General features: G+C 73.1%; 20 protein-coding genes. 9 read left to right on the forward strand and 11 right to left on the reverse strand.

All coding sequences use genetic code 11. From position 1 onward, the window contains the following. Window positions 1-69: 69 nt before the first annotated feature. Window positions 70-1,266: an ROK family transcriptional regulator gene (locus ACN27D_RS31795; RefSeq protein WP_421500755.1), complete on the reverse strand. Its 1,197-nt coding sequence runs from the start codon at window positions 1,264-1,266 to the stop codon at window positions 70-72. 47 nt (window positions 1,267-1,313) lie between these two features. Beyond that, window positions 1,314-3,677 carry a TIM-barrel domain-containing protein gene (locus ACN27D_RS31800; protein ID WP_421500756.1) on the reverse strand — a complete coding sequence of 788 codons (2,364 nt, stop codon included), beginning with the start codon at window positions 3,675-3,677 and terminating at the stop codon, window positions 1,314-1,316. Between the two features lie 115 nt (window positions 3,678-3,792). On the opposite strand from ACN27D_RS31800, the gene ACN27D_RS31805 reads away from it, so the two are divergent. Beyond that, the gene (locus tag ACN27D_RS31805; protein ID WP_421500757.1) at window positions 3,793-5,802 is read left to right on the forward strand and encodes a beta-galactosidase; all 2,010 of its coding nucleotides are present in this window, start codon (window positions 3,793-3,795) and stop codon (window positions 5,800-5,802) included. 15 nt (window positions 5,803-5,817) lie between these two features. Here ACN27D_RS31805 and ACN27D_RS31810 read toward each other — a convergent pair whose 3' ends face one another. Further along, window positions 5,818-6,468 carry a LysE family translocator gene (locus ACN27D_RS31810; RefSeq protein WP_358176744.1) on the reverse strand — a complete coding sequence of 217 codons (651 nt, stop codon included), beginning with the start codon at window positions 6,466-6,468 and terminating at the stop codon, window positions 5,818-5,820. 180 nt (window positions 6,469-6,648) lie between these two features. Here ACN27D_RS31810 and ACN27D_RS31815 point away from each other — a divergent pair, with 180 nt between their 5' ends. Further along, a complete protein-coding gene (locus tag ACN27D_RS31815) occupies window positions 6,649-7,191 on the forward strand; it encodes a GNAT family N-acetyltransferase (protein ID WP_421500758.1) in 543 nt (180 codons plus the stop codon). Here ACN27D_RS31815 and ACN27D_RS31820 read toward each other — a convergent pair. Beyond that, window positions 7,186-7,590 (reverse strand): YkvA family protein, encoded by a 405-nt coding sequence (locus ACN27D_RS31820; protein ID WP_120569920.1) that lies wholly within the window; start codon window positions 7,588-7,590, stop codon window positions 7,186-7,188. The two genes, ACN27D_RS31815 and ACN27D_RS31820, sit on opposite strands and share 6 nt — an antisense overlap. Before the next feature lie 134 nt (window positions 7,591-7,724). Here ACN27D_RS31820 and ACN27D_RS31825 point away from each other — a divergent pair, with 134 nt between their 5' ends. Beyond that, window positions 7,725-8,195, forward strand: coding sequence for a DUF1992 domain-containing protein (locus ACN27D_RS31825; protein WP_120573781.1), 471 nt, complete (start codon window positions 7,725-7,727; stop codon window positions 8,193-8,195). Window positions 8,196-8,201: 6 nt separating this feature from the next. Here the strand turns inward: ACN27D_RS31825 and ACN27D_RS31830 are convergent, their stop codons facing one another. Further along, entirely contained in the window at window positions 8,202-8,768 is a 567-nt protein-coding gene (locus tag ACN27D_RS31830) for a maleylpyruvate isomerase N-terminal domain-containing protein (RefSeq protein ID WP_421500759.1), read from the reverse strand. Between the two features lie 5 nt (window positions 8,769-8,773). Then, window positions 8,774-9,550 (reverse strand): class I SAM-dependent methyltransferase, encoded by a 777-nt coding sequence (locus ACN27D_RS31835; protein ID WP_421500760.1) that lies wholly within the window; start codon window positions 9,548-9,550, stop codon window positions 8,774-8,776. 234 nt (window positions 9,551-9,784) lie between these two features. Between ACN27D_RS31835 and ACN27D_RS31840 the strand changes: the two genes are divergently transcribed. Continuing rightward, the gene (locus ACN27D_RS31840) at window positions 9,785-10,750 is read left to right on the forward strand and encodes a TerC family protein (protein WP_421500761.1); all 966 of its coding nucleotides are present in this window, start codon (window positions 9,785-9,787) and stop codon (window positions 10,748-10,750) included. Window positions 10,751-10,785: 35 nt separating this feature from the next. Then, the gene (locus ACN27D_RS31845) at window positions 10,786-11,643 is read left to right on the forward strand and encodes an MBL fold metallo-hydrolase (protein WP_421500762.1); all 858 of its coding nucleotides are present in this window, start codon (window positions 10,786-10,788) and stop codon (window positions 11,641-11,643) included. 26 nt (window positions 11,644-11,669) lie between these two features. On the opposite strand, the gene ACN27D_RS31850 is transcribed toward ACN27D_RS31845, so the two are convergent. Then, on the reverse strand, window positions 11,670-12,329 hold the full coding sequence (locus tag ACN27D_RS31850) for a hypothetical protein (protein ID WP_421500763.1): 660 nt from the start codon (window positions 12,327-12,329) through the stop codon (window positions 11,670-11,672). A 332-nt stretch (window positions 12,330-12,661) separates the two neighbouring features. Between ACN27D_RS31850 and ACN27D_RS31855 the strand changes: the two genes are divergently transcribed. Next, complete coding sequence (locus tag ACN27D_RS31855; protein WP_421501225.1) at window positions 12,662-13,408, forward strand: SDR family oxidoreductase; 747 nt, start codon at window positions 12,662-12,664, stop codon at window positions 13,406-13,408. Here ACN27D_RS31855 and ACN27D_RS31860 read toward each other — a convergent pair. Next, window positions 13,388-13,981, reverse strand: a complete 594-nt coding sequence (locus ACN27D_RS31860; protein ID WP_421500764.1) for a TetR/AcrR family transcriptional regulator — start codon at window positions 13,979-13,981, stop codon at window positions 13,388-13,390. The two genes, ACN27D_RS31855 and ACN27D_RS31860, sit on opposite strands and share 21 nt — an antisense overlap. A 128-nt stretch (window positions 13,982-14,109) precedes the next feature. Here ACN27D_RS31860 and ACN27D_RS31865 point away from each other — a divergent pair, with 128 nt between their 5' ends. Continuing rightward, entirely contained in the window at window positions 14,110-15,282 is a 1,173-nt protein-coding gene (locus ACN27D_RS31865) for a macrolide family glycosyltransferase (protein WP_421501226.1), read from the forward strand. Window positions 15,283-15,329: 47 nt separating this feature from the next. Here ACN27D_RS31865 and ACN27D_RS31870 read toward each other — a convergent pair whose 3' ends face one another. Then, window positions 15,330-15,866 (reverse strand): DUF1062 domain-containing protein, encoded by a 537-nt coding sequence (locus ACN27D_RS31870; protein WP_233585529.1) that lies wholly within the window; start codon window positions 15,864-15,866, stop codon window positions 15,330-15,332. A 329-nt stretch (window positions 15,867-16,195) separates the two neighbouring features. Here ACN27D_RS31870 and ACN27D_RS31875 point away from each other — a divergent pair, with 329 nt between their 5' ends. After that, complete coding sequence (locus ACN27D_RS31875) at window positions 16,196-16,804, forward strand: TetR family transcriptional regulator (RefSeq protein ID WP_421500765.1); 609 nt, start codon at window positions 16,196-16,198, stop codon at window positions 16,802-16,804. A gap of 69 nt (window positions 16,805-16,873) precedes the next feature. Next, a complete protein-coding gene (locus ACN27D_RS31880) occupies window positions 16,874-18,445 on the forward strand; it encodes an MDR family MFS transporter (protein WP_421500766.1) in 1,572 nt (523 codons plus the stop codon). A 64-nt stretch (window positions 18,446-18,509) separates the two neighbouring features. Here the strand turns inward: ACN27D_RS31880 and ACN27D_RS31885 are convergent, their stop codons facing one another. Both ACN27D_RS31885 and ACN27D_RS31890 read right to left on the reverse strand, forming a co-directional pair. Continuing rightward, window positions 18,510-18,818: a hypothetical protein gene (locus tag ACN27D_RS31885; RefSeq protein WP_121683769.1), complete on the reverse strand. Its 309-nt coding sequence runs from the start codon at window positions 18,816-18,818 to the stop codon at window positions 18,510-18,512. A 146-nt stretch (window positions 18,819-18,964) separates the two neighbouring features. After that, window positions 18,965-19,783: a TIGR04222 domain-containing membrane protein gene (locus ACN27D_RS31890; RefSeq protein WP_421500767.1), complete on the reverse strand. Its 819-nt coding sequence runs from the start codon at window positions 19,781-19,783 to the stop codon at window positions 18,965-18,967. Window positions 19,784-19,791: the final 8 nt, after the last annotated feature.

Here is a 19,791-nt window from a genome sequence, read left to right on the forward strand (position 1 = left end):
CGCAGGTTGCCCGGTCCCGGAACGCGGCGCTACCGAGGTTGGCACCTTCCGGCCGGTGCGGTCAAGGGGTCATCCGGCGGGCAGGCGCCCGGCCTCCACTGCGGCCAGTGCGGCGGTGGCCCCGCCCAGTGCCCCGGCCGCGGACCCGAGCGTGCTGGCCTCCAGCCGCACGCCGGGCGGGACCGGTGTGCGGGCGGCGAGTTCGGCGTGGGCGGCCGGCAGCAGCCACGGCGCGAGCGCCGCCAGGTGCCCGCCGACCACCACCACCTCCGGGTCGAGCAGCCCGGACAGCACCGACGCCGCCTGCCCGAGCAGCCGGCCGATCTCGGTGAGCCCGGTCCGTACCGGCTCGTCCCCGGCGCGGGCCAGGGCCTGGATCCGTTCGACCTCCGGCAGGTGGTCGGTGACCGGTCCGGCGTCGGGCAGCAGGCGGCGGATCACCGCGTCCACGCCGAGCAGCGCGGTGAGGCAGCCGCGCCGCCCGCAGTCGCAGGACGGTCCGTCCGCGGCCAGGGGCAGGTGCCCGACGTCGCCGGCGAAGCCCCGCCCGCCGCGCAACAGTCGGCCGCCGCTGATCAGGCCCGCGCCGATCGCCGGGCCGCCGGTGAGGTGCACCAGGTCGGTCGTGGCGGCGTACGGGCCGTGCCGCCGCTCGGCCAGCACCGCCAGGTTGGCCTCGGTGTCGACGGCGACGGGGAAACCCCTGTCGCGCAGCGCGCGACGCACCGACGCGGCCAGCGGCACGCCGCGCCAGCCCAGCGCGGGTGCGGCCGGCACGTCGCCGTCGGGGTCCACCAGCCCGGGCACGGCCACTGTGAGGCCGAGCACGGTGCGGTCGGTGCCGATCCGGGTGATGGCACGGCGGACCAGCGCGACGAGCGCCTTCACCGTCTCCTCGGGACCGGCGGTGGCGGCGGGGAACGCGCGCCGCCAGGTGAGCACCGGGTCGCCGCCCAGCCCGGCGGCGACCGCGACCAGTTCGTCGGCGCCGACGCGCAGGCCGAGGCCGGCGTAGCGGGAGCCGTCGAGGACGAGCATGGTGGCCGGGCGGCCCACCCGGTTCTCGGTCAGCCCGGTCTCCCGCAGCAGGCCGTGCTCGATCAGCTCGGCGACCAGGCTGGAGACGGTGGCCTTGTTCAGCCCGGTGTGCGCGGCGACGTCGGCCCGGGAGCAGGGGGCGTGGCGGCGGACGTGCCGGAGCACCGCGGCCCGGTTGGTCACCCGCACGTCGCCGAGGTCGGCCGTCGGCCGGTCGATGCTGATCACGTACTGCCCGCCTCCTGCGCCCGGCCCGAGTTCGGCTACAGCTTAAACTAAATGGGCGAGATTCCGGCCGGCCGGTCCCGGCCGCCGAACCACGGCGCGAACGGCGTCACCGGCATCGGCTCGCCGTCGAGCACCACCCGGCGCGGCGGGTCCGTCCCGACCACGCTGACCGCCCGGACGTCCAGCGGCCCGTCCACGCGTACGCGGAGCGTGTCGCCGTCACGTACCGCGGTGACGGTGGTGTCGCCGTCGGGATCCCGCACCACGCTCACGCCGTCGACGCCACCCCAGGCCACGAGCGTGACATCCCGGAACGGGCCGGTCCCGACCGTCGCCGCGGGTGCCACGGTGGGGATCAGCGCGCCGTGCCGCACGTACAGCGGCAGCCGGTCCAGCGGCACGCGTACCCGCAGGTGCCGGCCGCCGGGGTGCCGCTGCCCGGTGTACGCGTCGAGCCAGTCGTCGCCCGCCGGCAGGTAGACGGCGCGTTCGCCGGACGGGTCGAGCACCGGCGCCACCAGCAGATCCGTGCCGAGGCGGTACTGGAGGTCGGCGGTCCAGGCGGCCGGGTCGTCCGGGGTGTCGACGAGCAGCGCCCGCAGCATCGGGCCGCCGGTACGGGCGCTCGCCACCGCCGCCGACCAGAGGTACGGCAGCAGCCGGTAGCGCAGCCGCAGCGCGTCCACCGCGTGCCGTTCCGCCTCGGGCGGGAACTCCCACGGCAGCCGGCTCGTGGTGCCGTGCAGCCGTACCAGCGGGGAGAGCGCGCCGAACTGGGTCCAGCGCACGTACAGGTCCGGCTCGGGGGTGCCGTGGAAGCCGCCGGTGTCGTGGCTCCAGAACGGCACCCCGGACAGCCCGTGGGACATGCCGCCGCGCAGCGTGCTGGCCATGCCCGGCCAGGTGGCGTTGACGTCGCCGCTCCACTGCGCGCTGTGCCGCTGCCCGCCCAGGTACGACGAGCGCGCCCACACGGTGCGGTGCCCGGCCACCTCCTCGGTGACGTCGGCTACCGCGTCGTTGAACAGCAGCGCGTACACGTTGTGCAGTTCGACGCCGGTCATGCCGTTGTGTGCGACCGCGTCGGCGGGCACGCCCTCGGCGAAGTCGGTCTTGAACACGGCGACGCCCTGCGCCAGCAGTGGCCGCAGCAGGCCCTGGAACCAGCGCACCGCGGCCGGGTCGGTCAGGTCCACGATGGCGCATTCGGGGTAGCTGCCGTGCCAGGTGTCGGCGACGTACGTGCTCCCGTCCGGGCGGCGCAGGAGGTACCCGGCGGCCTCGGCCTCGGCGTAGAGCGGGCTGCCGGTCATCAGGTACGGGTTCATCCACAGGCACACCCGGAAGCCCTGCTCGGTGAGGTCCTTGAGCATGCCGTCCGGGTCGGGGAAGGCGTCGGCGTCCCAGCGCAGGTCCGACCAGTGTCCGGCGACCTGCCAGTAGCAGTCCAGGTGCAGCACGTCGCAGGGGATGTCCCGCTCGCGGATGCGCCGGGCCCGTTCCAGCACGCGCTGCTGGCTGTCCGGGAAGAAGCCGGACGAGATCCACGCGCCGAACGCCCACCTCGGCGGCAGGTACGGTCGTCCGGTCAGCGCGTCGAGCCGGTCGAGCACCTGCGCCGGGGCGGGTCCGGCCAGCACGTAGTAGTCGAGCAGGTCGTCCGGGACGAGGATCTGCACGCTGCTGTGCGTGCTCGCGCACACGTCGAACTGCACCGGCAGCCCGCTGTCGACCAGGACGCCGTAACCCCTGTCGGACAGGTAGAACGGCACGTTCTTGTGCGAGCGGTCGGACTCGCCGCCGAAGGCGTCGAAGTTCCACATCAGCGGGCGCTGGCCGCGCTTGTCCAGCGGGGTGAACTTCTCGCCGAAGCCGACGAACCGTTCCTCGCCGGGCGCGACGAAGCTCTCGTGCCAGGCGACCGGCTCGCCGTCGAACGTGGAGCGGCCGAGCGGCAGCGTGCGGCGGCGACCGCTGATGTCCCGGGTACCGCCGTCGGAGGCCAGCAGCAGCCGCCCGTCGGGAGTGAGGAACCGCAGCCCCCACGGGTCCAGGCGCAGCTCGGCGACCACGCCACCGGCGCCGACCCGGACGTGTCCGTCGGTGACTGTCACGGCGGCGGGGTGCGGCTGCGGGTGGACCAGTGTCAGCGCGGCCGCGGACCGGCTGCGGACCGAGAGGTCGTCGGCGAGGCGTACCCGGATGATCCCGTCGCCGGCGGCCTCGACCCGCGCGATCAGCATGCGGCCGGACGCGCAGGTCGCGGCGAGGGTGACCCCGTGCGCGTCGATCGCGGCCACCTCGGCCCGCAGCACGTCGTCGGCACCCTCCTCGCCGGGGGCGCGGACCGGCAGGTCGGGCGGGTCGGCCACGAACGTCTCGTACGGGACCAGCGGCGGGCGGTACGGCATGGGCGTCTCCTCGCGGCGTCCACGGGCGGTCCCGCCAGTTTCTTTGGAAGCCCAACTAACTGTCAATGATCGACGGCATTGACTTTCCTTCTCAGCTGTTCCTATTTTGGCCGGGATGACAACTAAAGCGCCGTGGGACGACGGCCGTCTCTGCTACGGCGGCGACTGGAACCCGGAGCAGTGGCCGCCGCGGGTGTGGCGCGAGGACGTCGCCCTGATGCGCGCCGCCGGGGTCAACCTGGTCACCGTCGGCGTGTTCGCCTGGTCCCGGCTGGAACCCGAGGCCGGCCGGTACACGCTCGACTGGCTCGACGACGTGCTGGACCTGCTGCACGCGGGCGGCATCCGCGCCGCCCTGTCCACCCCCACCGCGTCGCCGCCGCCGTGGTTCTCGCTGCGCCACCCGGACGCGCTGCCGGTCACCGCCGACGGCGTACGCCTGACCCACGGCAGCCGGGACACCTACTGCGCCGCCGCGCCCGCGTACCGCGACGCCGCCCGCGGCATCGCCGGGGTCCTCGCCGCCCGCTACGCACACCACCCGGCGCTGGCGCTGTGGCACGTGCACAACGAGTACGGCACCACCTGCCACTGCCCGCACGCCGAGGCGGCGTTCCGCCGCTGGCTCACCACCCGGTACGGCGACCTCGACGCGCTCAACGACGCCTGGGTCACCAGCTTCTGGAGCCAGCACTACTCCGACTGGGCGCAGGTCGGCACGCCCCGCGCCACCCAGTACCTCGCCAACCCCGGCCAGCTGCTCGACTTCCGCCGCTTCTGGTCCGACACGATGCTGGCCGCGTACACCGAGCAGCGGGACCTGCTGCGCGCGGCGAACCCGGCCGTGCCGGTCACCACCAACTCCGTGCTCGGCGACTGGGTGCCGGTCGATCACGCCCGCTGGGCGCGCGAGGTCGACCTGGTGGCGATCGACCACTACCCGTCCACGACCGACGCGGGCGCGGAGGAACAGACCGCGCTCGCCGCCGACCTCGCCCGCGGCTGGGCCCGCCACGGCGCCGGACGGCCGGTGCCGTGGCTGCTCATGGAGAGCGCGCCCAGCCAGATCCACACCGCCGGGCGGATGCACACCAAGGAACCCGGCCGGATGACCCGGCACAGCCTCGCCCACGTCGCACGCGGCTCCGCCGGAGTGATGTTCTTCCAGTGGCGCGCCCCGGCCGGCGGCGCGGAACGCTTCCACTCCGCAGTGGTGTCGCACGCCGGGGCGGACACCCGCGTGTTCCGCGAGGCCACCGACCTGGGCACCGCGCTGGGCCGGCTCGCCGGGACCGCGCCGGGCCGCGTCCAGGCGGCCGTGGCCGTCGCGTACGACGCGGCGAGCGGCTGGGCGCTGCGGCACCCGGGGATGCCCCGCGACGGACTCGACCACCCCGGCGAGGTGGCCGCCGCGCACCGGGCGCTGTGGCACGCGGGCGTCACCGCCGACGTCGTGCCGCCCGGCAGCCCGCTCGACGGCGCCCGGCTGCTCGTGCTCCCCGCCCTCTACCTCGCCTCGGACGCCACAGCCGACTGGGTACGCCGGCACGTCCACGGCGGCGGGCACCTGCTGGTGACGTGGCTCAGCGGCGTGGCCGACGAGCACGCCCGGGTGCGCCTGGGCGGCTACCCCGGGGCGTACCGGGACCTGCTCGGCGTGCGGGTGGAGGAGTTCCACCCCCTCGCCGACGACGAACAGGTGCCGCTGACCGGCGGCGGGACCGGCCGGATCTGGTCGGAGACGGTGCACCCGGCCGGCGCCGAGACCATCAGCGCGTACGCCGGGGGAGTGCTGGACGGCCGGCCCGCTGTCACCCGCAACCGGGTCGGCGACGCGTACGCCTGGTACGTCTCGACCCGCCCCGACGACGACACCTTCCGGCGGCTGCTCACCGAGGCGGCCCGGCTCGCCGGTGTGACCCCGACCTGTCCCGGCGCACCCTCGGGCGTGGAGGCGGTACGCCGGCACGACGCCGACGGAAGCCTGCTCTACCTGCTCAACCACACCGACCAGCCGCAGCGGGTGCCGGTCACCGGGCTCGACCTGCTGACCGGCGCGACGGTCGACGGCTCCCTGACGCTGGAGCCGGGCGGAGTGGCGGTGCTACGCGAGGCAGCGCGCTGATGCGCGTACCCCTGGTCAGGGGGTGGCGACGGCGGCGCGGGAGCGGTCGGCGGCGATCCGCACCGCGAGCGCCGCCAGCACCGTGCCCATCACGTACCGCTGCAGGCGCGCCCAGCCCGGCCGGCGGGTGAGGAACGCCGACACCGAGCCGGCACTGAGCACGATGAGCGCGTTCACGGTGAGCGCCACGACGATCTGGGTCAGGCCGAGCAGCAGACTCTGCACCGCCACGTGCCCGCGCGCCGGGTCGACGAACTGCGGCAGCAGCGACACGTACAGGATGGCGATCTTCGGGTTGAGCAGGTTGGTGACCAGGCCCATGGTGAACAGGCGCCGGGGCCGGTCGGGCGGCAGCGGCGTCGGGGTGAACGCCGACGTGCCACCGGGGCGCAGCGTCCGCCAGGCCAGCCACAGCAGGTACGCCGCGCCGGCCAGCTTCACCGCCGTGTACAGCGGCGGGACCAGCACGAACACGGTGGCGATACCGGCCACCGCGGCGGCCAGGTAGACCAGGAAGCCGGCCGCCACGCCGAGCAGCGACACCAGCCCGGCCCGCCGCCCCTGCGTCACCGACCGCGACACCAGGTAGACCATGTTCGGCCCGGGCGTCAGCACCAGACCGAGCGCCACCAGGCCGATTCCCATCACCGCACCGACAGTGACCACGACGCCTCCCCGTTTGCCGCCCTTCCCCGGACCCTACGCCCACTCACCCTCCACTTCCGCCCCTCTGCTCCGGCGATCATGAGGTTGGCCGCCGTTGGCGTCCGATTTGTCACCGCCAACCTCATGATCGCGGGAGCAGAGGGGCGGTGGTGCCGGTGTGGCGGCGGTGATACTTGCGGCATGTCGATCGTGCTGTCCGCGCCGGCCACCCCGACCGCGCCCGCCCTGCTGCTGCGTCCGTGGCGCGACGGTGACGCCGGCGCGCTGATCGAGGCGTACCGGGATCCGGTGCTGCGCGCCTGGACCAGTCATCCGGTGACCGGCCCGGCGCAGGCGCAGGTGTTCCTGCGCCGCAGCCACCAGGGCTGGGCCGCCGGGCACCGGTTCATGTTCGCGGTGCTGGAGGGGGAACAGGTGGTGGCCTGCGTGGTGCTCAAGGACGTCCGCCCGGGACGCCCGGCCGCCGAGGTCGGCTACTGGACGGCCGCGCCGGCCCGGGGCCGGGGCGTCGCGCCGCGCGCGGTCGAGGCGGTCACCGCGTGGGCGTTCGCCCGGTTCGCCGCCACCGGGCTGACCCACCTGGAGCTGCTGCACCAGGTCGACAACCCGGCGTCCTGCCGGGTGGCGGAGAAGAGCGGGTACGCGTTCGCCGAGGTGCTGCCGGCCCGCCCGCCGTTCCCCCGGGACGGCCACCGCCACGTCCGCCACCGGCCGGTCTCATGACGAAGAAGTGACAGTGCCGCCGATCAGGCGCAGCAGCAGCCGCGGCTCGCCCGGCCACGCGTCGAGCAGCACCTGCCGGGGCATCTGCCGGGCGGCGTAGCGCAACGCGAGCGCCACCACCACGATGTCGTCGAGCGGGCCGATCACCGGCAGGAACTCCGGGATCAGGTCGATCGGGCTGGCCACCCAGAGCCCGGCGACCACGATCGCGACCCGGGCGCGGCGGGGCACCCGCGGGTCACGGCGCAGCCGTCGCACGGCGGTCACGCAGTCGGGTACGAACGCGGCCAGATCGCGCAGGATCCCCGGCGGCAGGCGCCGGGCCAGCAGCACCAGCACCGCCCAGCTCGCGACCAGGCAGGCCGTCGCCACAGCGAGTCCGATGAGCCAGTCGCGCACGCCGTCACCCCTTTCCGTTTCCGGTGGCACGCTACGCGGCGTCCCCGCCCGGGCGCGCGGGAACAGTCCGGCCACGCACGACGCTGAGTCTTGTCGGACGGCGGCGGATACCGTGGGTACGGGAGGTGACGGCGGTGACGACAGGCTGGGAGGCCGCGGTCGAGGCGCAGATCCGCTCGGCCCAGGAACGCGGCGAGTTCGACAACCTGCCGGGTGCCGGCAAGCCCATCCCGGGGCGCGACATGCCCTACGACGAGGGCTGGTGGATCCGCAGCTTCATGGAGCGCGAGCAGATCCCGTCCGACCTGCTGCTGCCCACGCCGCTCCAGTTGCGCCGCCGCATCGAACAGCTCCCGGCCGAGCTGCGCGACCTGCCCACCGAGGAGGCCGTCCGCTCGTACGTGGCGGCGCTCAACACCGAGGTGGTGGCCTGGCTGCGTACCCCGACCGGGCCACGCGTGGTGGTCCGCCCGGTGAACGTCGAGGAGGCGGTGCGCCGCTGGCGTGCCGATCGGGACCGCGGCGCGCCGGCCGTCACGGCACCGGAGCCGCCCCGCGCCGACCCGGCCCGCCCGCGCCGCCGCTGGCGCTGGTGGCGTCGCTGAGAACGCTCAGCGAAGCGCCGCCTGCCAGGTCCACGCGGTACGCCGCGGCCGGTCGCCGAGCGGCGCACGGCCGGTCAGCCACAGCAGCACCGGCGCCGGCTCGCCGTCCGGTGCGTCGGGGAACAGCCGGTGCACCACCCCGGCACACAGCCCGGCGGGTGGCGACCAGTCCAGGCCGAGCCCGCGGGCCAGGTCGCCTGTGTGCAGCAGGATCTCGGCCACGCCCATCGCGGCGAACCCGCCCGGATCGCACGGGCCGAAGTGCCACGCCCGGTCGTCCGGGCTCGCGGCGTCGATGGTGGCGGCGAGCATCCCCGCCGCGGCCGCCGCGACAGTGAGCACCTCGGCGGGCGCGGCGTCGGCCCGTACCCGCAGGTCGAACGGCAGATAGCCACCGTCGGGCCGGCCCGAGACCTGACCGGTGTACGCGACCAGGTCGTGCGCGATGTGCGCGGCGGTGGTCCAGCAGGACCAGTCCAGGTCTCCGGCGCGTACCGTCCAGTCCCGGCCGGCGGCGGGCCGCAGCACGGCGGCCATCGCGGCGGCGGCGGACCGGACGTCCGCGCCGGTCATCGTCCTCACAACCGGCGTACGCGCAGCACGCAGGTCAGCATCGGAAGCGTGAACTCACCGTCGGCCGTCTCCGGCCGGCTCGCCAGGTACGCGCGGATGCGGTCGAGCGTCTCCGTGCGTTCCTGTTCCGGCATGACCAGCATCCCGGCCCGGGTGGCGAGCGTCGCCACGAGCGAGTCGGCGGTACGGCGCTGCCCGTGCGGGAACTCCGCCTGCTCGGGCGAGCCGAACCGGGCCTCGCCCGTCTTCGGCAGGTGCATGCCGGCCGTGGCGGCGCGCCAGCTCGCGGGCGTGTCCCGGGGACCGATGGCGGCGCTGCCACTGACCGCCGCGAGCCCTGCCACCCAGTCGACCCGGTCGTCCACCACGTTCCACAGTCCGGCCAGGACACCGCCGGGGGAGAGGACGCGGGCGATCTCCGGCCCGGCCACCGCCATGTCGAACCAGTGCATGGCGTTGCCGGCGACCACCGCGTCGACGGAGGCGTCCGGCACCGGGATCGCCTCCGCCCTGCCGGACAGCGCCCGTACGTCCGGCAGGGTGCGGCGCAGTTCGGCGAGCATCGCCGGGTCCGGCTCGACCGCGGTCACGGCGTCGCTCACCTCGGCCAGCGTGGCGGTGAGCTTGCCGGTGCCCGCGCCGAGGTCGAGCACCCGCGCGCCGGGTGCGGGTTCGAGCGCCCACCGCAGGGCGGCTCGCGCATAGTCCGGGCGGTGTTCGGCGTACGCGGTCGCCGCCGCGCCGAACGACGAGGAGTGCCGGCGTCGTGCGTCTTCGTCCATCCGGTCACCCTATCGACGGCCCGGCTCCCTTGACGTGCGAACAGTGCTTCGTGAATACTGGATCGTAGTTCGAGGGGGAGTACCCGACGATCCACGCACCGCCGTCAGTACGGGCCCGGCCCATCCGGCTCCCGGCGATGCAGTCACCGTCAGAGGTGGCCCGGGGAGACCCTCGTCCAGCAGCGCCGGCGCACCTCGCATGTGCCGGCCCGGGCGAGAGGTCTTCCCGTCGTCATGTCGGTGTCCTGGTGGATCTGGGCCGTACTCATGCTCGCGATCGCGGCGATGCTCGCCGTCGACCTGTTCCTGCACCGCGACAACCACGTCGTCGGCTTCCGTGAGGCAGCGGCCTGGTCCGGCATCTGGATCGCCGCCGGCCTGCTCTTCGGCGTCGTCCTCTGGGCCTGGCAGGGCGGTGACGTCGCCGGCACCTACTACGCCGGCTACCTGATCGAGAAGGCGCTGTCGATCGACAACGTCTTCGTCTTCGCGCTGATCTTCACCTACTTCGCCGTGCCCGCCGCGTTCCAGCACAAGGTGCTGTTCTGGGGTGTCATCGGCGCCCTGGCCTTCCGGCTGGTCTTCATCTTCGTCGGCGCCGAGCTGCTCGAGACGTTCTTCTGGACCGCGTACGTCTTCGGCGCGTTCCTCGTCTGGACCGGCTACAAGATGGCGTTCCGCCACGACCAGCCGACCCCGCCGGACCGCAACCCCGTCGTCCGGCTGGTCCGCAGGGTCGTTCCGACCGACCCGGCCTTCCACGGTGACAGGTTCTTCGCCCGGGTCGACGGCAGACGGGTCGCGACGCTGCTGTTCGTGGTCCTGATCGCGGTCGAGGCCACCGATCTGATCTTCGCCATCGACAGCGTCGCCGCGATCCTGGCCATCACCACCAGCACGTTCATCGTCTGGACCGCCAACGCCTTCGCCGTCCTCGGCCTGCGCAGCCTCTACTTCTGCCTCGCCGGGCTGCTACGCCGCTTCGTACACCTGCACTACGGTCTCGCCGTCCTGCTCGCCTTCGCCGGCGTGAAGTTGATCCTCTCGGAGACGCCGGTCGGCAAGCTGCCCATCCCGGTCACCCTCGGCGTGATCGTGGTGACGATCGCGGTGTCGATCGGGTGGAGCCTGCGCAGCACCACTCCGGACACCGAAGCACGTGACGCCGACGCCGGCTCCTCGCCGGGCACGGCGCGCTGATGATCAGCGGCTCGTCGGCGCACTACCATCCGTCCATGGGCTCCAGCGGGGCATCCGTCGAAGCCACCTTCTTCGGCACCACGACCGTCCACCTGTCCGACGGGACGTCGGGAATCCTGATCGACGGCTTCCTGAGCAGGCCTTCCCTGCTCCGGGTCGCGCTCGGCCGCGTCGCCCCCGACCTCGGGCGGATCACCCGCGCCCTGACCCGGGCCGGTGTGACAGCTCTCGACGCGCTCTTCGTCACCCATTCCCACTACGACCACGCCATGGACGCCCCCGAGATCGTCAAGCTGCTCGGCGGACGACTGTTCGGCTCCGAGTCGACTCTTCACGTGGGGCGCGGCTCGGGCCTCGGTGAGGAGTCGATGACGCGGATCGCCGACAGCGACGAGCACACGATCGGCGCGTTCACCGTGCGCGTGCTCGCCGGCGTCCACAGCCCCGGCAACAGGTTCCCGGGCACGATCGAGCAGCCGCTCGTTCCGCCGGTCAGGGCGAGCAGATACCGCGACGGCGGATGCTTCTCCTTCTTCATCACCCACCCCGGCGGCTCGCTGCTGATCCATCCGAGCGCCAACTTCGTCCCGGGCAGGTTCGACGGGCTCGACGCCGACGTCCTGTATCTCGCCGTCGGCGCGCTGGGGGTGCAGCCGCAGCAGTTCCAGAGCGACTACTGGCGGCACGTGGTGGAGGCGACGCGTCCGGACCTGATCGTGCCGATCCACTGGGACGACTTCTTCGTCTCGCTGGATCGCAGGCTGCGCCCGCTGCCGGCCGTCTTCGACAGGTTCGCCGTGACGAAGGCGTTTCTCGACCGCAAGAGCGCGGAGAGCGGCATCCCGGTGCGGTTCCCCGAGCCGTTCGAGATGATCAGGCCGTTCGCGCGCTAGGACAGGGGCCGGAGCACGTGCCGGTCTCAGCGGAACCGGTCGACGGTGACAGGGATCATCCCCTGCTGGCGCACCTGCGTCGTCAGACCGTGCAGCAGCACACCGACCGCCTCGTCGCGATCCCCGAGAAGATCGCAGGTCACGTCCAGACCCCAGGCGGCACCCGCAGCGACCCTGCGCAGATCCCAGCGAAAGGCGTCGCCCGAGACCTGACGGCGCACCGCACCCAGCGTGCGCACCTCGGGATCCGCCAGGTCGCCGGTGATCGGCATCTGCCAGGCCTCACCGAGTGCCGCAAGTCCGTCCGCGCTCAAGTCGCCGGCGAACAGGATCCGGTAGACGCGCGTCTCGCGGAACCCCGGCCGGGGCTCGGAACCACCCAACCGCAAGGGGGACGAGGGCTGAGACGGAGGGGCACCGAAGCACTCCCGCAGAGCGTCCTCGTCCGGCAGGTCCGCACCGCAGAGGTCCCGATAGAGCGTCGCCGCCGCGGAGCGGCCGACGGGGGTCACTCGCTTGCGCAACACAGGGTCCACGCGTAGGCGCCGGCTGGTGGCCGACGCCTCGTACCAGCGCCCCTCCGGCCGGCTCCAGCCACCGCTCGCCAGCCCGACGGAGGAGTGGTCCGCCGCGAGCAGGAACTCCTCAGCCAGCAGCCCTTCCAGCGCGCCGGCAGCGTCGTACACCAGGTAGTAGTGCAGTGGGGGTGGTGAGCCCGCTGCCTGTCGCGTGCGAGAAGGCGTCGTCATGCGTTGATTTTCGAGCCGGGCGGGACGCGCCGCCTTCCGGCGCGCCGAGGGCTCTGCCGACGCGGAAGAGAACCTGCCCCAAGTCCGCCGCCGTCATGGTCAATTATCGGATTACCGGTAACAGCAATCATCTAATTCATACGGTCAAAAAGGACGAATCGGTGGCGCACCATAATGACAGTTATGTGCGCGCAGGCGGTGCGGGACCGCCTCGGCCCCGCACCGCCGACTACGGTGAGGCGGACGTATCCGAGAGGAGGCCGATGGCGATGCGGATCGCGGTCGCGGGAGCGACGGGCCGGATCGGGGCGCTGACCGTCACCGCGTTGGAGCGGCAGGGCCACGACGTCGTACGCATCAGCCGCTCGCTGGGCGTGGATCTGACGACGGGCGACGGGCTGGACGAGGCGCTCACCGGCGTCGAGTCAGTGGTCGACACGACCAATGTGGCGGCAGGCGATCGTTCCGAGACGGTGGCGTACCTGGGTGGACTGACGCGAAACCTGCTGGCAGCCGAGCAGCGCGCGGGCGTACGGCACCACGTGCTGCTGTCGATCGTCGGCATCCACCGGGTCGACGACAACGCCCACTACGCGGGCAAGCGGGAACAGGAGCGACTGGTCGAAGGTGGGCCGGTCCCGTGGACGATCGTCCCGGCCACCCAGTTCCACGACTTCGCCGCCATGGTCACCGGCTGGACCGAACGCGACGGCGTCGCCACCGTCGCGCCGCTGCTGGTGCAGCCGATCGCACCCCGGGACGTCGCCGACATCCTCGCCGAGGTCGCCGCCGGCGAACCGCAGGGACACCACGCCGACATCGCCGGACCCGCGACGGAGGATCTCGTCGACATGGCCCGGCGTACCAACGAGGCGCGGGGCCGCCGGGTCAGGCTGGTGCCTACGTGGTCGGGCGTGTTCGGCACGTCGATGTCCGGCAACGTGCTGCTGCCCGGCGACGGCGCGCGCATCGCGCCGACCAGCTTCGACGACTGGCTAGCCGCGGGTGCCCGTTGACGGGGTGACGGCGGCGACGACCAGGTCGACGATGCCGTCGGCGTAGTCGTCGGTCAGCGGGCCGTTGCGCAGCAGCCAGCGGTGGTAGAGCGGGCCGAACAGCAACTCCACCACCTGGTCCAGCGCCGCGTCGGGGCGGACCTGGCCGGCCTCGCGGGCGGCCTCCAGGCGTACGCGGACCGCGTTCAGCTGGGGGCGGAGCAGCCGGTCGCGTGCCTGGCCGCCCAGGTCCTCGTCGGCCAGTGTCTCGATGGTGATGGCGCGGGTGGTGGCGGACAGCCGCGGATCGGCGAACTCAGCGACGGTGGCCCGGAGGACCTGACGCAGGTCGGCCCGCAGGTCGCCGGTGTCGGGCAGGGCGATGACCTCCGGCATGTCGTCGGCCAGCGCGTCCAGGATGACCGCGCCCTTGCCGCGCCACCAGCGGTAGATGGTCTGCTTGCCGACACCGGCGCGGGCGGCGATCGCCTCGACGGTCAGGGCCGGGTATCCGGTCTCGGTGAGCAGTTCCAGGGCGGCGGCGAGGATCGCGCGGCGGGACTGCTCGTTGCGGCGGGCGGGCTGCGGGGTCACACCACGAGCCTACAACGAGACGAGACGTATCGTCTTGACGGGTGCAGCCGCGCCGTGCTCTGCTTGGACACGCGAGACGGGACGTCTCGTCTCAGCAGAGATCAGGAGATCACTTGCCGCACATCGCCATGGTCAGCATCCCGTTCCACGGGCACGTCAACCCGAGCCTGGAGATCATCCGTACCCTCGTGCGGCGCGGTCACCGGGTCACGTACGCCAACGATCCCGCCTTCGCCGAGGTCATCCGGCGCACCGGCGCGGAGCTGAAGCCGTACGCCTCGGCCCTGCCCGCCGACGGCGGCGCCGGCATCGACGACCCGATCGAGCAGCTCACGCTCTTCCTCGACGATGCCGTCGCCATGCTGCCGCAGCTGCGGGCCGCCTACGCCGACGACCGGCCGGACCTGTTCCTCTACGACATCGCCGGCGCGCCGGCCCGGCTGCTCGGCGAGCAGTGGGGGATCCCAGCCGTCCAGCTCTCCTCGACGTTCGTGGCCTGGGACGGCTACGAGCAGGACATGGCGCCCGCCGTGGAGGCGATGCGGGCCGATCCGCGCGGCGCCGACTACCACCGGCGGTTCACGGCGTGGCTGACCGCGGAGGGTTCGTCGGTCACCGACAGCATGGCGTTCCAGGGGCGGCCGGTCCGCAGCCTCGTCCTGCCGCCGGAGGCGCTCCAGCCGAACGCCGACCGGGTGGACCGGTCGGTCTACAGCTTCGTCGGCCCGGTCCTGGGGGACCGCTCCGACCAGGGTTCCTGGGTACGACCGCAGCGCGCCGGGAAGGTGCTGCTCGTCTCGCTCGGCTCCGCCTTCACCCGGCAGCCCGAGTTCTACCGCCGCTGCGTCGCCGCGTTCGGTGACCTGCCCGGCTGGCACACCGTCCTGCAGATCGGCGAGCACGTCGATCCCGCCGAACTCGGTCCCGTCCCGGACAGCGTCGAGGTCCACCGGTGGGTGCCGCAGCTGGCCGTACTGGAGCAGGCGGACGCCTTCGTCACCCACGCCGGCATGGGCGGCAGCAGCGAGGGTCTCTACTGCGGGACGCCGATGATCGCCGTACCGCAGGCGGCCGACCAGTTCGCGAACGCCGAGCAGTTGGCCGCCCTGGGCGTCGCCCGGGTCGTCGACTCGGCCACCGTCACCGCCGCGGAGCTTCGGGAGACGCTGCTCGCCCTCACCTCGGATCCCGCCGTGGTGGCCCGTAGCGCCGAGTTGAAGCGGCAGGCCCGCGCCGCCGGCGGCGCCGACCGCGCCGCCGACCTGATCGAGGCCGAACTCGGCACGGCGAGCGGCGGGTGAAGCGCGGCGTGGTCGCGGCGGCTGGTGCCGCCGCGACCACGCCCTGGTCAGTCCTCCGCCAGCACGGTGAAGGTGAAGGCGGAGCTCGTCGGACGCTTCAGCGGGATGTCGCACTTGACCCGGCGCAGCACCTCGGACCGGGTGAGGCCGAACCGGTGTGCGATGAGCCGGTCCGGGCGTACCGGCACCGGGTCGTCGAACGTGACGTTCACCTGGACCGGCCACCCGTCGAGCGGCACGACGGGCGCGTCCAGGCGCCATGCGCCGGTCCAGTCCAGGGTGAAGCGGCAGCGTCGGGCGAACGCCGGGTCCAGCAGTGTGGCCGCCACCAGGTCGGGATCGTTGAGGTGGTGGCCGTGCAGATCGACTGGGTCGAACGAGCCGACCGTCGCCCGCTCGCGGACGGTGAGCTTGACGGTCCGGTCGCAGGACACGCAGTGCACCAGCAGCCACACGTCCAGCAGCTTGCCGTTGGCGTTGACGCGGAACCGTCCCCGGGCGGCGGTGGCCGACTCCGCCCGGCAGGTGACGCAGCGCAGCGACAGCAGCGGAAGGCGGGTCCGGCGCACGACCCAGGGCAGCACGATATGAGGTTGGGAAGACATGAGACCTGATCTCTGAAGACCTGACGCGAGGCCGATTACGCGCGGCCTCGGACGCTGTGGCCGGGCGCCCGTGGGCAGCCCGGCGAGCCGGCGCGCAGGCGTCGGCTACAGGCGTGGGGAACGTGTCAGGTTCTAGAGAGCAGGAGGGGTCACGCGGAATCGTCCTTCTTCGCTGCGACGACAGGTGCAGGGACCGTACGGCAGCGCCGGAACCGCGCTCAACCCGTTTTCCGGGCGCAGCTGCGTCCCGCATCACTTCACTGACTAAAAGTTTGCACTCCCTGCAAGATCGCTCGTAGAGTCGCGGCGTGACCTCGGATCAGGGCCGCCCCGGCCTGCGTGACCGCAAGAAGCGGCAGACCCGCGCCGCCCTCAGCGCGGCAGCGCTGCGCCTGGTCGCCGAGCGTGGCCTGGACCAGGTGACGGTGGAGGAGATCAGCGAGGCCGCCGACGTGTCGGCCCGCACCTTCTTCAACTACTTCCCCAGCAAGGACGAGGCGCTGCTCGGCGACCAGCCGACGGACCGCGAGGTGCTGGCCGCCCGCATCGTCGCCGCACCACCGGAGGTGTCCGCGTTCGACGCGCTGCGGCTGGCCTTCGACGACGTGGTCGAGGCCGTCGAGGCCGATCGGGAGGTGTGGCTGCTGCGCCTGCGGGTCATCGCGGCGAACCCGTCGCTGCTACCGCGCCTGATCAGCGGCAACGCCGAGACCGAGCAGGTGATCGTCGCGGCGGTGGCCGACCGGCTGGGGCTCGACCCGTGCCACGGGCATCCGACGCTCGTCACCACTGTGGCCGGCGCGGTGTTCCGCACGGCCCTGATGCAGTGGGTCGAGCGACCCGACACGACGACGCTGCGCGAGCTGACCGCCGGGGCGTTCGCCGCCGTCGCCGCCGGCCTGCCCGATCCGCACTGACCCCTCCCATCCGTACCGGCCGCCGTCCTCGCGCGCGGCCACTCGCACGTGCACACGACAAGGAGTTCGATGACCACCGCCACTGTTCCGCCCGTCGAGACGGGTACGCGGATGTCGCGCCGGGAGGTCCTCCAGGCGTTGTCCGGCCTGATGGTCGGCATGTTCGTGGCGATCCTCGCCTCGACGGTGGTGGCGAACGCGCTGCCCCGGATCATCGCCGACCTGGACGGCAGCCAGACCGTCTACACCTGGATCGTCACCAGCGAGCTGCTCGCCATGACCGCGACGGTGCCGCTGTGGGGCAAGATGGCCGACCTCTACAGCAAGAAACTGCTGATCCAGTTGTCCCTCGGCCTGTTCGTGGCCGGTTCCCTCGTCGCCGGTTTCACCCCGAACGTCGAGGTGCTGTTGCTCAGCCGGGTCATCCAGGGCATCGGCGCGGGCGGTATGACGGCACTCGCCACGATCGTCATGGCGGCCATGATCCCGCCGCGTGAGCTGGGCCGGTACGCCGGCATCTTCGGCGCCGTCTTCGGTGTCGGCACCATCGCCGGCCCGCTGATCGGCGGCGTCCTGGTCGACACGTCCTGGCTCGGCTGGCGCTGGTGCTTCCTGATCGGTGTGCCGTTCAGCCTGCTGTCCATCGCGCTGCTGCAGAAGACGCTGCACCTGCCGGTGGTGCGCCGCAAGGTCCGCATCGACTGGCTCGGCGCCCTGCTGATCACCTCGGGCGTGTCCACGCTGCTGATCTGGTCGTCGCTGGCCGGCAACAAGTTCGACTGGGCCTCCGGCTGGACGGCGTTGCTGGTCGGCGGCGGTCTGGCGCTGCTCGCGCTCGCCGTGTTCGTCGAGGCCCGCACCGAGGAGCCGATCATCCCGCTCGGGATCTTCCGCAACCGCACGGTCAGCCTCACCACAGTGGCCAGCATCCTGGTCGGCGTGGCGATGTTCGGCGGCACCGTGTTCCTGTCGCAGTACTTCCAGACCTCGCTCGGCAAGTCGCCGACAGCCGCCGGTCTGATGAGCCTGCCGATGGTCCTCGGTCTGCTGGTCTCCTCGACGGTGGCGGGCCAGCTGATCACCAAGTACGGCCGGTGGAAGATGTTCCTGGTCGCCGGCGCCGCGGTGATGACGGTCGGCATGCTGCTGCTGAGCACCATCGACGCGACCACGAGCGTGCCGGTGCTTTCGGTGTACATGGCGGTGCTGGGCGTCGGTGTGGGCATGCTCCTGCAGAACCTGGTGCTGGCCGCGCAGAACGACGTGCCGGCCGCTGAACTCGGCGCGGCCACCTCGGTGCTGACGTTCTTCCGCAGCATGGGCGGCGCGGTCGGCGTCAGCGCGCTCGGTGCCGTCCTGGCGAACCGGGTGACCTCACTGACCGTCGAACGGCTGGGACCGATCGCGGCCGGCGGCGGATCGGCCGAGGTGCCCGACCTGTCCGCCCTGCCGGAGCCGGTGCTGCGGGTCGTGCAGGACGTCTACGGCATCGCCACGTCGGAGATGTTCCTCATCGGTGCGCCCTTCGCGCTGCTCGCCCTGATCGTCGTGCTGTTCATCAAGGAGAAGCCGCTGAACACGCTCAGCGGTGACGAGCGCCGGGCCCGCGAGGAGGCGGCTGCCGCCGCCGGCATGCACTGACCGCGTCCGACCGAGCGTGGGGCCGCCCCCGGGAGCACCGGGGGCGGCCCCTTCGTGCGTACGGTCAGCGTTCGGTGCGGTCGTTGATCTCGGTGCCGGACTCGCCGGGCATGGCGCCGATCGACTCCTCGGCGGCCCGGCCGCCGGTGCTCTCGTCGCCCTGCGTCAGCGAGCTGCGGGGCAGCCCGGCCAGGTGTGCCGGGTCCTCGATCGGCTGGGGCGGCCACTGGTCCTGCGTACCGTCGGTCACCCCGGCGCGGCGCAGCGCCTCGACCAGCTGGTCCGGCGACAGGCGGTCGACCTCCTGTATGCCGGCCCCGCGCGCAATCGCCTGCAGTGTCTTCAGGTCTTCGCTCACGAATGTCTCGGCCATGCCCGAGCCTTCCCGGCCCGCAAGACAAGGAAACCGGCTCGCGCCGGCGGCCTGCCCGCCCCGAGCGGTCGATCATGAAGTTGGACCGGGCAAACCGGACACGGAACGCCGTCAACCTCATGATCGGCGCGAAATGAGAGGTTCGGTCAGCGGCGGGCGGGTTTGCGGTCGGGGCGCGGGCGATCCCGTTCCGGGTCGACACCCACCTGCACGGCGAAGGCCGGGTCGACGGCCAGCAGTGGCCGGGGGCCGAACAGCGCCATCCCGGTCAGCAGCGTGTCGGTGTCGCGGCCCTGCCAGACCGGGCGGCGCTCCGGGTCCAGGTCGGCGTGCTCGCGGCGCAGCCGCCGCAGCAGCCGGCGGGCGGCGGCGCCGGTCTCCGGCACCTCGGTCAGCCACCAGGCGCCCAGCGCGGTGGCCAGGCAGCACAGCAGCAGCCCGGCGACCGAGGCCGGACCGCCGGCGGAACGCCCCTCGACCGCGCTGTCCACGAGCCGGGTCAGCCCGACCGCGGCCACCGCGAACAGCGGCACCGTGCCCAGCGCGATCCGCCGCCGCTGCGCGCGGGTGAGCAGCCATCCGTCGCGGACCAGCCGCCCGACGGTACGGCGCAGCGCCCGGCCCACTGCGGGATCGGCGAGCACCGCCGCCCAGGTCTGCGGGCGGCGCACCGCGGTGTGCAGGGCGCGCACCAGCGCGGGTGATCCGGGCGGCGGCGGCCCCTGCGCGTGCAGGGTGGCGAGTTCGCCGACGTCGACCCCGCCCGCGCGGCGCAGCGCCGCCACCCCGACCTGGCAGGCCAGCAGTGCCCGGTCGGTCAGGTACGCCAGCTCGACCCGGTCGGGTGTCGCACCCCGGGTACGGTGGCCGGTCAGTTCGCGTACCGCCAGGGCGATCACGACTGCCACGGCGACCGCGCCGAGGTAGTCGAGGAGGAAGACCGGCCCGCTGACTCCCCAGAGCATGGCGGCAA

Origin of the sequence: Micromonospora sp. WMMD1274, from assembly GCF_049179035.1 — a bacterium.
In the GTDB taxonomy this organism is placed as follows: Bacteria; Actinomycetota; Actinomycetes; order Mycobacteriales; family Micromonosporaceae; genus Micromonospora; species Micromonospora tulbaghiae.

What these genes read in the sequence shown, in the direction of transcription:
- ACN27D_RS31805 (WP_421500757.1), top strand. Translation starts at nt 3,793, where the DNA reads ATGACAACTAAAGCGCCGTGGGACGACGGCCGTCTCTGCTACGGCGGC.
- ACN27D_RS31855 (WP_421501225.1), top strand. Translation starts at nt 12,662, where the DNA reads ATGCGGATCGCGGTCGCGGGAGCGACGGGCCGGATCGGGGCGCTGACC.
- ACN27D_RS31830 (WP_421500759.1), bottom strand. Translation starts at nt 8,768, where the DNA reads ATGACCGGCGCGGACGTCCGGTCCGCCGCCGCCGCGATGGCCGCCGTG.
- ACN27D_RS31880 (WP_421500766.1), top strand. Translation starts at nt 16,874, where the DNA reads ATGACCACCGCCACTGTTCCGCCCGTCGAGACGGGTACGCGGATGTCG.
- ACN27D_RS31835 (WP_421500760.1), bottom strand. Translation starts at nt 9,550, where the DNA reads ATGGACGAAGACGCACGACGCCGGCACTCCTCGTCGTTCGGCGCGGCG.
- ACN27D_RS31800 (WP_421500756.1), bottom strand. Translation starts at nt 3,677, where the DNA reads ATGCCGTACCGCCCGCCGCTGGTCCCGTACGAGACGTTCGTGGCCGAC.
- ACN27D_RS31840 (WP_421500761.1), top strand. Translation starts at nt 9,785, where the DNA reads ATGTCGGTGTCCTGGTGGATCTGGGCCGTACTCATGCTCGCGATCGCG.
- ACN27D_RS31890 (WP_421500767.1), bottom strand. Translation starts at nt 19,783, where the DNA reads ATGCTCTGGGGAGTCAGCGGGCCGGTCTTCCTCCTCGACTACCTCGGC.
- ACN27D_RS31865 (WP_421501226.1), top strand. Translation starts at nt 14,110, where the DNA reads ATGGTCAGCATCCCGTTCCACGGGCACGTCAACCCGAGCCTGGAGATC.
- ACN27D_RS31845 (WP_421500762.1), top strand. Translation starts at nt 10,786, where the DNA reads ATGGGCTCCAGCGGGGCATCCGTCGAAGCCACCTTCTTCGGCACCACG.
- ACN27D_RS31885 (WP_121683769.1), bottom strand. Translation starts at nt 18,818, where the DNA reads ATGGCCGAGACATTCGTGAGCGAAGACCTGAAGACACTGCAGGCGATT.
- ACN27D_RS31815 (WP_421500758.1), top strand. Translation starts at nt 6,649, where the DNA reads ATGTCGATCGTGCTGTCCGCGCCGGCCACCCCGACCGCGCCCGCCCTG.